Source organism: Enterobacter sp. 04-C-12-SI-ECC (genome assembly GCF_047530715.1).
Taxonomy (GTDB): domain Bacteria; phylum Pseudomonadota; class Gammaproteobacteria; order Enterobacterales; family Enterobacteriaceae; genus Enterobacter; species Enterobacter bugandensis.
Genome location: NZ_JBLKDI010000006.1, coordinates 47,567 through 60,958, shown reverse-complemented (window position 1 = coordinate 60,958; position 13,392 = coordinate 47,567). Strand labels below are relative to the sequence as shown.

The following is a 13,392-nucleotide window of genomic DNA, read 5'->3' as shown; positions in this document are numbered from 1 at the left end:
GTGGGCTGCTGTATCATTTTCCACTACAAGCCTTTATAAGCTTGCCTAAGAAACATTGCCGCCATGAAGTTTATCATTAAATTGTTCCCTGAAATCACCATCAAAAGCCAATCTGTGCGTTTGCGCTTTATTAAAATTCTCACCGGGAACATTCGTAACGTATTAAAACACTACGACGAAACGCTCGCCGTGGTGCGTCACTGGGACCACGTTGAAGTCCGCGCGAAAGACGAAAGCAAACGCCTTGATATTCGCGACGCGCTGACCCGTATTCCAGGTATTCACCATATTCTGGAAGTGGAAGACGTTCCGTTCAGCGATATGCACGATATCTTCGAAAAGGCGCTGGTACAGTACCGCGACCAGATCGAAGGCAAAACCTTCTGCGTGCGCGTGAAGCGTCGCGGTAAGCACGAGTTCAGCTCGATTGAAGTCGAGCGCTACGTTGGCGGCGGTCTGAACCAGCACGTTGAGACGGCGCGCGTGCGCCTGACTAACCCGGACGTCACCGTTAACCTTGAGATCGAGAACGATCGTCTGCTGCTGGTTAAGGGCCGTTATGAAGGTATTGGCGGTTTCCCGATCGGCACGCAGGAAGATGTGCTGTCGCTGATCTCGGGCGGCTTCGACTCCGGCGTCTCCAGCTACATGCTGATGCGTCGCGGCTGCCGCGTGCACTACTGCTTCTTCAACCTGGGCGGCGCGGCGCATGAAATTGGCGTTCGTCAGGTGGCGCATTACCTGTGGAACCGCTTCGGCAGTTCTCACCGCGTGCGTTTTGTGGCGATCAACTTTGAGCCGGTAGTGGGCGAAATCCTTGAAAAAGTGGATGACGGACAGATGGGCGTGATCCTCAAACGTATGATGGTGCGCGCGGCGTCCAAAGTCGCCGAGCGCTATGGCGTGCAGGCGCTGGTCACCGGCGAAGCGCTGGGCCAGGTCTCCAGCCAGACGCTGACCAACCTGCGTCTGATCGACAACGTATCAGATACGCTGATCCTGCGCCCGCTGATCTCCCACGATAAAGAGCACATCATCGACCTGGCGCGCGAAATCGGCACCGAAGACTTTGCCCGCACCATGCCGGAATACTGCGGCGTGATCTCAAAAAGCCCGACCGTCAAGGCAGTGAAGGCGAAGATCGAAGCGGAAGAAGAGAACTTCGATTTCAGCATCCTGGAAAGAGTGGTGGCAGAAGCGTCCAACATCGACATCCGCGAGATTGCCCAGCAGACCGAGCAGGAAGTGGTTGAAGTGGAAACCGTGAGCGGTTTCGGTGCGAACGATGCGATTCTGGATATCCGCTCCATTGACGAGCAAGATGACAAGCCGCTTAAGGTGGAAGGCGTAGAGGTGGTTTCTCTGCCGTTCTACAAGCTGAGCACTAAGTTTGGCGACCTCGATCAGAGCAAAACGTATCTGCTGTGGTGTGAGCGCGGGGTGATGAGCCGCCTGCAGGCGCTGTACCTGCGCGAGCAGGGATTCGCGAACGTGAAGGTGTATCGTCCGTAGCGTGCGGCCTGGCGCCCTCACATTAAAAACGGCAACCAAAGGTTGCCGTTTTGCTTTTACCTCGCGCCACCCGGTTTTTTTTATGCACTACTCTTCATAGTAATTATAAATCCCCGCCGGCATCACCAGCGACGACGCCACTTCGTAGGCCTTCTCCCGCCCGACCAGCAGATCAATAATCTTTAAGCCAAAATCAATCGCGGTGCCGGGTCCCTGGCTGGTCAGCAGGTTGACGCGCGGATCCCAGACGACGCGTTTATCCACCCAATGCTCCTCCGGGATCGTATCCTTAAGCCCCGGGAAGCCGGTCATATTGCCGATGGGGAAGATGTCGTGCGGAATCAGAACCGTTCCAGCGGCGGCACAGATTGCCGCGACGATGCGGCCGGACAGATGAAACTGACGCACGGTTTCAACCAGCAGCGGGCTGTCGCGGAAACATTCCGCGCCTTTTAAGCCGCCGGGCAGGACGATGATGTCGTAATCGCCGTCAGCAACCTGGACAAGCGGTGCGTCTGCCAGGATTTTCACCCCTCGTGAACAGGTGATTGCCAGATTGCCGTCGCTGGCTACGCTGGCGGTTGTTACCTTAATGCCGCCACGTACCAGTAAATCAATAGTAGTGACCGCTTCCATCTCTTCGCTACCAGGAGCGAGGCAAATCAGTGCCGACGCGCTCATATTCACTCTCCTTACGTTTAACCAGGTCATACAGACGGGCGTTTTCCGGTACGGCGATGCCGTGCGAGCGGGCGCGCTTTAGCAGATAACCGGTAATGTAATCTATCTCCGTATGGCGTAATGCCCGAACGTCCTGCAGCATCGAGGAGATATTCTCAGCCGTACTCTCAATAACCTGCTCGACATAACAGCGTAAATCCTCTGCTGAGGTGTGCAGGCCTTCTCGCTCAATGACCGACGCGACTTCTGCACACAGGGACGCCACCTCCTGCGGATGGTTTTTCAGCTCCCCGTTCGGGCAGTTCCACAGCGCCGTCAGCGGATTGATCACGCAGTTTACGGCCAGCTTGCGCCACAGCTGAGGGCGGATGTTGTTGTGCCAGGCGACGTCCGGCAAGACCTTTTGCAGAACATCGGCCAGATAGCTGTAGTCACCATCCTGTGTTCTGGCCGGGCCGATGTGCGTCACGCCGCTGGCGACATGCACGATAATAGTCCCGTCGCGACGCGCAGCGTGGGTGGTGGTCGCCATTAGCAGAGGCTGCGGGACGCTTTTCAGCTCATCAAGGGTTCCCATACCGTTATGCAGCAGCAGAATGGGGGACGTGGGGGGGAGCTGCGCGGCCAGAGTCTTAACCGCATCTGAGACCTGCCACGCCTTGAGCGTCACCAGCAACAGGTCGCTTTGCGCCAGGAAATCAGGATCGTTCGCGGTGAGGGATTCGTTAAAAATGCTTCCGTCTTCACCAATCAGGTTGACACTGCAATAGGGCTGGGGCACGCGCAGCCAGCCCTGAACCTCATGTCCGTGCTTGCACAGCGCGGTCAGCCACAGCTGGCCGAGCGCTCCGCATCCGAGCACCGTAATTTTCATTGTTCCTCCTCACCTGCAACTGCGCCAGGTGTTACAGCTTAATTATACAGCTAAGCTTCTGTTGAGTTATGCCTCGTAGCGGGTATTATGCAACGCAACAAAAGTGAAGGGAGAAGAAAAGATGCCATCTTTCGATATTGTTTCCGAAGTTGATATCCAGGAAGTTCGCAACGGCGTTGAGAACGCAACCCGCGAAGTTGAGTCACGTTTCGATTTTCGCGGCGTTGAGGCGTCGTTTGAGCTGAACGACGCAAATAAGACCATTAAGGTGCTGAGCGAGTCTGATTTCCAGGTGAATCAGCTGCTCGACATTCTGCGCGCCAAGCTGTTAAAACGTGGCATCGAAGGAACGTCTCTGGACGTGCCGGACGAGTTTGTCCACAGCGGTAAGAACTGGTTTGTAGAAGCCAAACTGAAGCAGGGCATCGAGAGCGCGGTGCAGAAGAAGATTGTTAAGCTGATTAAAGACAGCAAGCTGAAGGTGCAGGCGCAGATCCAGGGCGAAGAGATTCGCGTCACCGGAAAATCCCGCGACGACCTGCAGTCCGTGATGGCGCTGGTGCGCGGCGGGGATTTGGGTCAACCTTTCCAGTTTAAAAACTTCCGCGATTAAGACAAAAAAGCCCGGTTCAACCGGGCTTTTTTTCAGGCCTTCAGCGCCTGCTCCACCTCAAAGCGGTTGGTCACTTTGCTGTCAATTTTGACATAAGCGCTGCGCTCTTCGGGAACAATCAGCACCTCTGTGACCCCTTCTTTTCCTTCCAGACGCTGCTTCAGCGCGTCGCTAATCTCCACGTCATCCGGGATTTCTACCCGCAGGCTGCTCACGTAGCGTGGCTCTTTCATGGTGCTGGCGACCAGCAGCCAGACTGTTGCCAGCAGCGCGCCCGCGAGAAACACGGTTTGTGAATCAAACAGGCCGTCGACCCAGCCGCCAAGCGAGCCGCCGATCGCCACGCCGAGGAACTGGCTGGTGGAGTAAATGCCCATTGCCGTGCCTTTGTAACCGGCGGGGGACTCTTTGCTGATCAGCGACGGCAGCAGCGCTTCCATCAGATTAAACGCCAGGAAGAAGAGCTGCACGCCTGCGATCAGCTCCCAGAAGTGCGGGCCGGCACCCCACAGCACGATCTCGGCAATCAGCAGTAACGCCACGCAGCCCACGAAGACGCGCTTCATTTTGCGCTTCACTTCGGCGTAGATGATGAACGGCACGACAGAGACAAACGAAATCAGCATCGTGACCAGATAAATTTTCCAGTGCTCGGCCGCCGGGAAACCTGCTGCGGCAAGCTGGCCGGGCAGGGCGACGAAGGTGGACATCAGCAGAATATGCAGGCACATAATGCCGAAGTTAAGCTTTAGCAGACGCGGCTCGGCGATGACTTTGCTAAAGCAGCCTTTAACCATCCCGGATTCACGGTTAAGGACGTGATTTTTACTGTCTGGCACAACCCACAGGGTGAGTGCGATCCCGATAGTCGCCAGCACCGCAATCATCCAGAACAGGGCGTGCAGACCCAGTTTGTGCGTAATGATGGGACCGAGCACCATCGCAATCGCAAACGTTACGCCAAAGCTCACGCCGATGAACGCCATCGCTTTGGTGCGGTTTTGCTCACGGGTTAAATCTGACAGCAGCGCCATCACCGCGGCGGCAATCGCACCGGAGCCCTGCAGGGCGCGGCCCAAAATAATGCCCCAGATGGAGTGGGAGAGGGCGGCAATAACGCTCCCGAGCACAAAGACCAGCAGCCCGCCGACAATCAGCGGCTTGCGGCCCACCCGATCAGAGAGCAGGCCAAAGGGGATCTGGAACACCGCCTGCGCCAGACCGTAAATGCCAATAGCAAGGCCAATCAGCGCTTCGCTGGCACCCTGTAACGCCATGCCGTACGTGGTCAGAACGGGCAGGACCATAAACATGCCAAGCATCCGCAGCGAGAAAACAGTCCCTAAACCCCAGGTCGCACGCAGCTCGCCCGGCGTCATTTTATAATCGTTCATTACCACCTCAATTTAAAAGCAGGCCATAGTGTAGTGCGGGGAAGGGGCGGGGTAAATAAAGGCTTATTTAACAAATATTACATGCGTAATTAATAGATTTCGTGAATAAAAAAGGGTGCCGAAGCACCCTTTTCATCATCACATAAACTTACCAGACGTAAGTCAGCAGGTTTTGCGAGTCCGGCACCATGAAGTCTACGGACATCATCACGGACAGGGAGGTGATGGCGACAATCGAGAACACAAACAGCTTGCGTGCCCAGACTTTGTCATCTTCCACCTTGTAGCCGCGCAGGGCCATGCCGAGCCACCAGACGCTCACCGCGGCCGCTACCACCAGATATTTATATCCGGCGTAACCGCCCAGAGAAAGCATCAGCGTTGCCACGGCAAAAGCGATGATGTAGAGCGTGATGTGGTTCTTGGCAACTGAAATGCCCTTCACGACCGGCAGAACCGGAATGTTCGCCGCCTGATAATCCTTGAAGCGGAAAATCGCGATGGCATAGGAGTGCGGCATCTGCCACAGGCTAAAGATAGCCAGCAGGATGAGCGCACCGCTGTCGAACTCGTTCGTGACGGCGCAGTAGCCAATCACCGGCGGCGCAGCGCCGGAGAGAGAACCAATCAGCGTGCCGTAGACGGAGTGACGCTTCATATACAGGCTGTAGACGCCTACATACACCACGAACCCCATCACCCCCAGCCAGCAGGCCAGCGGGTTAGCACCAAACCACAGCAGCATAAAGCCAGCAATACCCAGCAAGGTGGCGTACACCAGCGAGACGGAAGGGGCAATCAGGCCTTTAACCAGCACCCGATTCTTGGTCCTTTCCATCTTCTTGTCGATATCCATGTCGATGTAGTTGTTAAATACACAACCGGACGCAACCACCAGTGACACACCGACCAGCGTGTAAATAAAGAGGGTGTAATCAATGCTGCCTTTAGAGGCCAGCAGGAACCCTCCGATTACGGAGATCAGGTTGCCAAAGATGATGCCTGGTTTCGTGACTTGCAGGTATTGCTTAAACATACTCGCCGCTCTTAGTGAACCATCATGTTGTAGTTGAGGTTCCACATAATCCAGATGGAACCGACTACCAGGATAGCGATGATAATCACGGTAAAGATAAAGGCAGTCATATTCCAGCCTTCATCGGACTTGGTGTTCATGTGCAGGAAGCAAACCAGATGCACCAGAATCTGAATCACCGCGGTCACCAGGATTGCTCCCAGGATAACCGGCTTGGACGCAGAACCGCTCATCACCATCCAGAACGGGATCACCGTCAGGATGATCGACAGGATGAAACCTGTCATGTAGGTTTTTACGCTGCCGTGGGAAGCGCCATGATCGTTAGAATGACTCATTACATCGCCCCCATCAGATAGACAACAGAGAACACGCAGATCCATACCACGTCCAGGAAGTGCCAGAACAGGCTCAGGCACATGATACGGGTACGGTTAGTGCTGGTCAGGCCGCGGCGGGAGATCTGGAACATCAGTACTGCCATCCAGATCAGACCCGAGGTCACGTGCAGACCGTGGGTACCCACCAGCGCGAAGAACGCGGACAGGAAGCCACTGCGATCCGGACCGAAGCCTTCCATAATCAGGTGGTGGAATTCATAGATTTCCATCCCGATAAAGCCAGCACCAAACAGCCAGGTCAACGCCAGCCAGGAGACAACCTGGCTCTTGTTGTTTTTGTACATGGCGATAGCCGCCATGCCGTAGGTGATGGAGCTGAATAACAGCAGTGCGGTTTCAACCAGAACGAACGGCAGTTCAAAAATGTCCTTGCCGGTCGGGCCGCCCGCTGTGCCGTTCACCAGAACGGCATAGGTCGCGAACAGACAGCAGAACAGAATGCAGTCGCTCATCAGGTAGATCCAGAAACCGAAGACTTTGGTCGGTCCTGTATCATGGTGCGCATGTTCATGCGCGTGGGCAGTTGAGTGCGCCAGAGTATCAGTTGCCATTTTTCAGCCCCGCTTTAGAAATCTCGTCGAAATGCTGATTTTCCAGCTTTTCAACTTCACGGACTGGTACGTAGTAGTCCACGTCCTCGTCAAAGCTCTTCACAATCCAGCTGATTACGATGCCAGCGAAGCCAACAATCGCCATCCACCAGATGTGCCAGATCATTGCGAAACCAAATACCGTTGCGAAAGCGGCAATCACGATGCCCGCAGCGCTGTTTTTCGGCATATGGATCTCTTCGTAATGCTCAGGTTGCTTGTACGCTTCACCTTTTTCTTTCATTTCCCAGAATGCGTCACGCTCGTGAATGTGCGGCACTACGGCAAAGTTATAGAACGGTGGTGGAGAAGAGGTTGCCCACTCCAGCGTACGGCCACCCCATGGGTCACCGGTCAGGTCGCGGTTCAGGTTACGGTCGCGGATGGACACGTAGTACTGAATCAGCTGGCACAGAATACCGCAGGCAATCAGCGCTGCACCGCCCGCTGCAACCATCAGCATTGGGTGGAACTGCGGATCGATCTGCTGGCTCAGACGACGGGTCATACCCATGAAGCCCAGCACGTACAGCGGCATAAACGCCACGAAGAAGCCAATGATCCAGAACCAGAACGCGCGTTTACCCCAGGTTTCGTTCAGCGTGAAGCCAAACGCCTTAGGCCACCAGTAAGTCACACCTGCGAAGCAGCCGAAGACCACACCGCCGATGATAACGTTATGGAAGTGCGCAATCAGGAACAGGCTGTTGTGCAGAACGAAGTCAGCACCTGGCACCGCCAGCAGTACGCCGGTCATCCCACCTACGGAGAAGGTCACGATGAAGCCGATGGTCCACAGCATTGCTGAGTGGAACACGATACGGCCCTGGTACATGGTGAACAGCCAGTTGAAGATCTTCACCCCGGTAGGGATGGCGATAATCATGGTGGTGATACCGAAGAAGGCGTTTACGTTCGCGCCCGCACCCATGGTAAAGAAGTGGTGCAGCCAAACGATGAACGACAGAACGGTAATACACACGGTTGCCCACACCAGAGAGGTGTAACCAAACAGACGCTTACGCGAGAAGGTTGCCGCGATTTCGGAGAACACACCGAAAACAGGCAGAACCAGAATGTACACTTCCGGGTGACCCCAGGCCCAAATCAGGTTGATGTACATCATCATGTTGCCACCCATATCATTCGTGAAGAAATGGGTGCCCAGGTAGCGGTCCAGGGTCAGCAGCGCGATGGTGACGGTCAGAATTGGGAACGACGCGATAATCAGTACGTTGGCGCACAGAGATGCCCAGGTAAATACTGGCATCTTGAACATCGTCATACCTGGTGCACGCATCTTCAGGATGGTCACGAAGAAGTTGATACCGGTCAGGGTGGTACCGACACCGGAGAGCTGAAGCGCCCAAATCCAGTAGTCAACGCCTACACCCGGACTGTACTCAATTCCCGAAAGCGGTGGGTAAGCCAGCCAGCCGGTCTGTGCAAATTCGCCCACGCCCAGTGACAGGTTAACCAGGATAACGCCGACAACCGTGAACCAGAAGCTCAGGTTGTTCAGGAACGGGAACGCTACGTCGCGCGCGCCAATTTGCAGCGGAACGACAACGTTCATCAGACCGATTACCAGCGGCATCGCCACGAAGAAGATCATGATAACGCCGTGGGCGGTAAAGATCTGATCGTAGTGGTGCGGTGGCAGGAAGCCGGCTTCGCCCGCAGACGCGAGTGCCTGCTGGCTACGCATCATGATTGCATCCGCAAAGCCACGAATTAACATGACGATACCGACGATGCAGTACATGATACCGAGTTTTTTGTGGTCAACCGAAGTCAGCCACTCATTCCACAGGTAGCTCCACTTACCGAAGTAAGTGATCAGGCCAACTAAGGCCGCGCCACCAATGATAATTGCAGCCACCGTAACCATGATAATCGGTTCATGGTAGGGCACTGCATCCAGTGTCAATTTTCCGAACATTTTCTTCCTCGGCCCCTTAGTGAGCGGTTTCCGCGTGGCTCATGTCCATGCCTTCCATACCTTCGTGCGCGCTGTGCTCGCCTTCTGGCTGGGTCATGTCCATGCTCTTGCCGTGATCCATAAATTTGCCAATAACGTCTTTGAACAAATCTGGTTTCACGTTAGAGAAGTACTCCACCTTGTTGTATTCGCTAGGTGCAGCCACTTTTTCGAACGCCGCCATGTCAGACATGGTGTTTGGAGACTGCTTCGCTTTTTCAACCCACTGGTCGAAAGCGGCACGGTCCGGCGTCGCAATAGCTTTGAACTTCATACCTGAGAAGCCCGGGCCGCTATAGCTGGCGGAGATACCATCGTAGGTGCCTGCTTCATTCGCGATCAGATGCAGGTTCGTCTGCATACCGGCCATCGCGTAAATCTGGCTACCCAGACGCGGGATGAAGAAGGAGTTCATTACGGAGTTGGAGGTCACTTTGAACTGAACCGGAGTGTTCGCCGGGAAGGCGATTTCATTCACGGTAGCAATGCCCTGCTCTGGATAGATGAAGAACCATTTCCAGTCCATGGAGACCACTTCAATGGTAATAGGTTTTTCATCGTGAACCAGCGGCTTGCTTGGCTCAAGTGCGTGAGTGGTTTTCCAGGTCAGCACGGCAAGGAACAGGATGATCAGGATAGGTACCGTCCAGACCACAGCTTCAACTTTGTTGGAGTGTGACCAGTTCGGGCTATACTTCGCATCTTTATTGCTCGCACGATACTTCCAGGCGAAACCAACAGCCATCAAAATGGCAGGAATAACCACAATCAACATCAGGCCAAAAGCCGTCAATATCAGTGAACGTTGTTCCAGTCCAATCTGTCCTTTGGGGTCTAGTAGTGCAGAATCACAGCCACTGAGTAATACAGTACCTGCGAATAATGACAACCATCCCAAACTTTTATTGTATTTCCTGAGTCTCATTTAACGACCTCAATTCCACGGGAGTCTGGTGGCGTTTAAAGTGTGCGGGCATTTTACGGGAAGGTTACATTACTGTAAACATCATTAGGCCTGTGTCAGGAAGGTGTTACCGGGTTCTGCCGCACGTGTCACAAGTGTTGCAGATTATGTCGGTTTTTATGACCGAAGCCGCATGATATGGGCTTTATAACGAAAGGACCCCCAAGCATACCCTAAAAGGGGCAATTGGTATAACCATTGTTAAAAATATACAAAAAATTAACAATTAATTATCAATAAAAAGACATCTAAAAAACGAAAAATCAAACTTTCCAATGCTGAATCGTTTAATGAAAAATAGCGTTTTGGAATTGGCTCCAATAATTTCCAAATCCTATCCCGCACAAAACAACAAATATTTTTTTAGCGGCTGTTGGCTATTTCACCGTTATAATTTCGGTTAGTGATTACAACGGGAAATAACCTTTCACTTTTTCTTCAGGTCATCTGCGTTTTACGCAATGCCATAAAATCGAGCAGACCGCCCGTCAGGATCCCGGCGATGGCCAGCAGGGCTCCTGCGTCCAGCAGAAGAGCTTCGAGGGGGAGCGCCAGAGACGTACTGGCGTTAACGATAAGTACCACAAGCCATAGCGCCAGCGCGCCGCAGCCCGCCATTAGCAGACGTAACGCAAATCGGTAGGCGCGGTGATATTCAGTACGCGGCATAAAGTGTTCGGTCCGCTGGGTATATTCCAGCGTCTGGCGACACACCAGCAATAATAAAATCCCCGGCACGGCAGCCGCGACCGAGAAGAGATAAAACGTTGGCCAGCCGTGGGCTTCTACAAACCAGCCGGCAATCGGACCTACGTACACGCGGCCAACTGCCGAGAGCGCCGAGAGCAGCGCAAACTGCGTAGCGGAAAACGATTTATTGCACAGAGTCATCAGCAGGGCGACAAACGCCGCCGTCCCCATGCCGCCACAGAGATTTTCAAAGAACACCGCCGCGGCCATGCTGAACATATGCTTGTCAGTCACCGACAGCAGCCAGTAGCCCGCGTTAGATGCGCCCTGCAGGATGCCGAAGATCAGCAGCGCGCGGAACAGCGTCAGGCGCTGCATCAATACCCCGCCGTAAAGCGCGCCGACGATGGTCGCAAACAGCCCCAGCGTTTTATTCACCACGCCCACTTCACCGGCATCAAAACCGACGCCGCGGATCAGGAAGGTGGTGGTCAGGCTCATGGCAAAGGCATCGCCCAGCTTATAAAGGACGATGAGCAGCAGGATCAGCCAGGCATTGTTGCGGCCAAAAAAGTCACGCAGCGGTTCGGCCACGGCCTGCTCCAGCGAGCGGGGAACCGGAATGACGTCGCTCGGTTCGGGTGCAAATAGCGTAGCGATAATGCAGGGGATGAGCAGGGCAGCCATCAGCCAGTACATACCCTGCCAGCCGAGATAACGGTCGGCCAGCCACAAAGCCAGCCCGCCGGAGACCAGCATCCCGAGGCGATAGCCCAGCACGCTGATCGCCGCACCGGCACCGCGCTCTTCCGCAGGTAACACGTCCGTCTTCCAGGCGTCGAACACGATATCCTGAGAGGCGGAACAGAAGGCTATCATCACCGCAAGCGCGGCCATCCAGCGGAGCTGTGTGGTCGGCTCAAGAAAGCCCATCGCCGCAATCGCCAGCAGCAGCAGGACCTGTGTCATCACTAACCAGCCGCGACGACGCCCCAGAAACGGCGGCGTATAGCGATCCATCACCGGCGACCACAGGAACTTAAAGACATACGCCTGACCGACAAGCGAGAAGAAACCAATGGTTTTGAGATCGATGTTCTCAACCGTCATCCACGCCTGAAGCGTGCCGGAGGTGAGCGCGAGGGGTAAACCGGAGGCAAAGCCGAGGATCAGCAGAATTGCTGATTTCGGTTGCTGGAAAATGCGTAAGTAGTGACTGGACATGTTCTTATGAACTGACCCGGTGAAGCACCGGGTCAGTGAGCAGGATTAACGTGCGTTCTGCTTGATAAAGTCGTGAATGCTGGTGTCCTGCGCCATATCGGCGATGGTGTCCGTCAGCACGCTGTTAACGGCGTTAGCAATATTCTTGTTAGAGGCCTGGAACGCGCCTTCAACAGAGTAGCTGGCGCGGTAGTTTTTGGTCATCTTGTTGCCGTTCTTCGCGGTGGCAATGATGGCGATATCCGCTTTGGTCGCAATGTTGTAGCGCACGTTGCCCTGAGAGACGTCTGCGTACAGGTTGTTGACGATAATCTGCAGATCAACCGCGCCGCTTGGGCCAATCATGTAACCGCGAGCGGTCATTTGCTTCTCAAGCACTTCCTGCAGCAGGAAGCGCAGGTCGCGGGACGCGGTCAGCGTCACCTGCTGGTTGTCGCGGGTTACTTTTGCCAGCGCCTGGTCCTGACGCTGATCGGCACCGTTAATGCTCACGGTGACGCCCATCAGGCTTGGGTCCTGCTGAGGCAGGGTGATTTTTGGTGAGACATCAATAGTGGTAGGCGGAGTCGCACAGCCTGCCAGCATAAAAAGGGCTACCAACGGAAAGAAGAGTTTTTTAAACATTTTCAGGTTCTCAACGAATCGTAAGCATTAAAGAGAGAAAAATTGCCGCCATCATATCATCGACTACGGCCAGGGGAAGTGGTCAACGCATGTAAATTCATCGTCTTGTCTGAAAACTGACCAGCTCATCCTTTTTCTCCTCCCGCCAGAGACGACAGGTATGAGTCTCACAGTGAACTTCATGCATTTGAATGAGAAAATCAGACGAAAGCTAAATATTTGTTGTCAAGGTGTAATGGAAACGGTAAAAGCGGCTAACATTTAAAGGGATGGGTGACATCTTAGCGTTGTCGGAGGAGTAATTTCATGATGATACGTGAACAGATAGAAGAAAAATTAAGGGCAGCGTTCAACCCTGTGTTCCTCGAAGTCGTCGACGAAAGCTATCGTCATAACGTGCCGGCAGGTTCTGAAAGCCACTTTAAAGTGGTTCTGGTTAGCGATCGCTTCACGGGAGAACGTTTCCTGAACCGACATCGCCTGATCTACAGCACCTTGACGGAAGAACTCTCCACGACCGTGTATGCGCTGGCACTGCATACCTACACCATTAAGGAATGGGAAGGCTTGCAGGATACGGTTTTTGCGTCGCCGCCTTGTCGCGGTGCAGGCACCATCGCCTGATAAATCGGATTTGCAACGGCTGGAGTTTTTCCAGTATGTTGCTTACAGATTTCCTCAAAACGGCCTCCGGGCCGTTTTGTTTTGTCTGAGTTTTGAGCGGATGGTGCGATTTTAAGGCTAAAAATAGCCTTAAAGTGTGAAAAAAGCCGCAGCAACATGCTCCAACCGTTCTCGACTCACCTAA

Annotated in this window: 13 protein-coding genes; 3 read left to right on the top strand and 10 right to left on the bottom strand. The window is 54.1% G+C overall.

What is annotated here, in order from left to right; all coding sequences use genetic code 11:
- Window positions 1–63 precede the first annotated feature (63 nt).
- Window positions 64–1,512: a tRNA uracil 4-sulfurtransferase ThiI gene (gene thiI / locus ACMWL8_RS10960; RefSeq protein WP_045259896.1), complete on the top strand. Its 1,449-nt coding sequence runs from the start codon at window positions 64–66 to the stop codon at window positions 1,510–1,512.
- Between the two features lie 87 nt (window positions 1,513–1,599).
- On the opposite strand, the gene yajL is transcribed toward thiI, so the two are convergent.
- Together yajL and panE are read right to left on the bottom strand one after the other, a co-directional pair.
- Window positions 1,600–2,193 carry a protein deglycase YajL gene (gene yajL, locus ACMWL8_RS10955; protein ID WP_045259897.1) on the bottom strand — a complete coding sequence of 198 codons (594 nt, stop codon included), beginning with the start codon at window positions 2,191–2,193 and terminating at the stop codon, window positions 1,600–1,602.
- The gene (gene panE, locus ACMWL8_RS10950) at window positions 2,156–3,067 is read right to left on the bottom strand and encodes a 2-dehydropantoate 2-reductase (RefSeq protein ID WP_041911083.1); all 912 of its coding nucleotides are present in this window, start codon (window positions 3,065–3,067) and stop codon (window positions 2,156–2,158) included. Before panE ends, yajL begins: the two co-directional genes overlap by 38 nt.
- Before the next feature lie 121 nt (window positions 3,068–3,188).
- Between panE and ACMWL8_RS10945 the strand changes: the two genes are divergently transcribed.
- Window positions 3,189–3,680 (top strand): YajQ family cyclic di-GMP-binding protein, encoded by a 492-nt coding sequence (locus ACMWL8_RS10945; protein WP_023293165.1) that lies wholly within the window; start codon window positions 3,189–3,191, stop codon window positions 3,678–3,680.
- A 32-nt stretch (window positions 3,681–3,712) separates the two neighbouring features.
- Here ACMWL8_RS10945 and ACMWL8_RS10940 read toward each other — a convergent pair whose 3' ends face one another.
- From ACMWL8_RS10940 to ACMWL8_RS10905, 8 genes are all read right to left on the bottom strand, one after another.
- The gene (locus ACMWL8_RS10940) at window positions 3,713–5,074 is read right to left on the bottom strand and encodes an MFS transporter (RefSeq protein WP_045259898.1); all 1,362 of its coding nucleotides are present in this window, start codon (window positions 5,072–5,074) and stop codon (window positions 3,713–3,715) included.
- A gap of 148 nt (window positions 5,075–5,222) precedes the next feature.
- Window positions 5,223–6,110: a heme o synthase gene (gene cyoE / locus ACMWL8_RS10935; RefSeq protein WP_003859062.1), complete on the bottom strand. Its 888-nt coding sequence runs from the start codon at window positions 6,108–6,110 to the stop codon at window positions 5,223–5,225.
- Window positions 6,111–6,121: 11 nt separating this feature from the next.
- On the bottom strand, window positions 6,122–6,448 hold the full coding sequence (locus ACMWL8_RS10930) for a cytochrome o ubiquinol oxidase subunit IV (RefSeq protein WP_006176899.1): 327 nt from the start codon (window positions 6,446–6,448) through the stop codon (window positions 6,122–6,124).
- On the bottom strand, window positions 6,448–7,062 hold the full coding sequence (locus ACMWL8_RS10925; RefSeq protein ID WP_003859057.1) for a cytochrome o ubiquinol oxidase subunit III: 615 nt from the start codon (window positions 7,060–7,062) through the stop codon (window positions 6,448–6,450). The genes ACMWL8_RS10930 and ACMWL8_RS10925 overlap by 1 nt, the downstream gene beginning before the upstream one ends.
- Window positions 7,052–9,043, bottom strand: coding sequence for a cytochrome o ubiquinol oxidase subunit I (gene cyoB, locus ACMWL8_RS10920; protein WP_028012157.1), 1,992 nt, complete (start codon window positions 9,041–9,043; stop codon window positions 7,052–7,054). The genes ACMWL8_RS10925 and cyoB overlap by 11 nt, the downstream gene beginning before the upstream one ends.
- Before the next feature lie 16 nt (window positions 9,044–9,059).
- Window positions 9,060–10,007, bottom strand: coding sequence for a cytochrome o ubiquinol oxidase subunit II (gene cyoA / locus ACMWL8_RS10915; protein ID WP_008503322.1), 948 nt, complete (start codon window positions 10,005–10,007; stop codon window positions 9,060–9,062).
- 477 nt (window positions 10,008–10,484) lie between these two features.
- Window positions 10,485–11,960, bottom strand: a complete 1,476-nt coding sequence (gene ampG, locus ACMWL8_RS10910; RefSeq protein WP_045259899.1) for a muropeptide MFS transporter AmpG — start codon at window positions 11,958–11,960, stop codon at window positions 10,485–10,487.
- Between the two features lie 45 nt (window positions 11,961–12,005).
- A complete protein-coding gene (locus ACMWL8_RS10905) occupies window positions 12,006–12,584 on the bottom strand; it encodes a lipoprotein (protein WP_028012160.1) in 579 nt (192 codons plus the stop codon).
- A 306-nt stretch (window positions 12,585–12,890) separates the two neighbouring features.
- Between ACMWL8_RS10905 and bolA the strand changes: the two genes are divergently transcribed.
- Complete coding sequence (gene bolA, locus ACMWL8_RS10900) at window positions 12,891–13,208, top strand: transcriptional regulator BolA (protein WP_045259900.1); 318 nt, start codon at window positions 12,891–12,893, stop codon at window positions 13,206–13,208.
- Window positions 13,209–13,392: the final 184 nt, after the last annotated feature.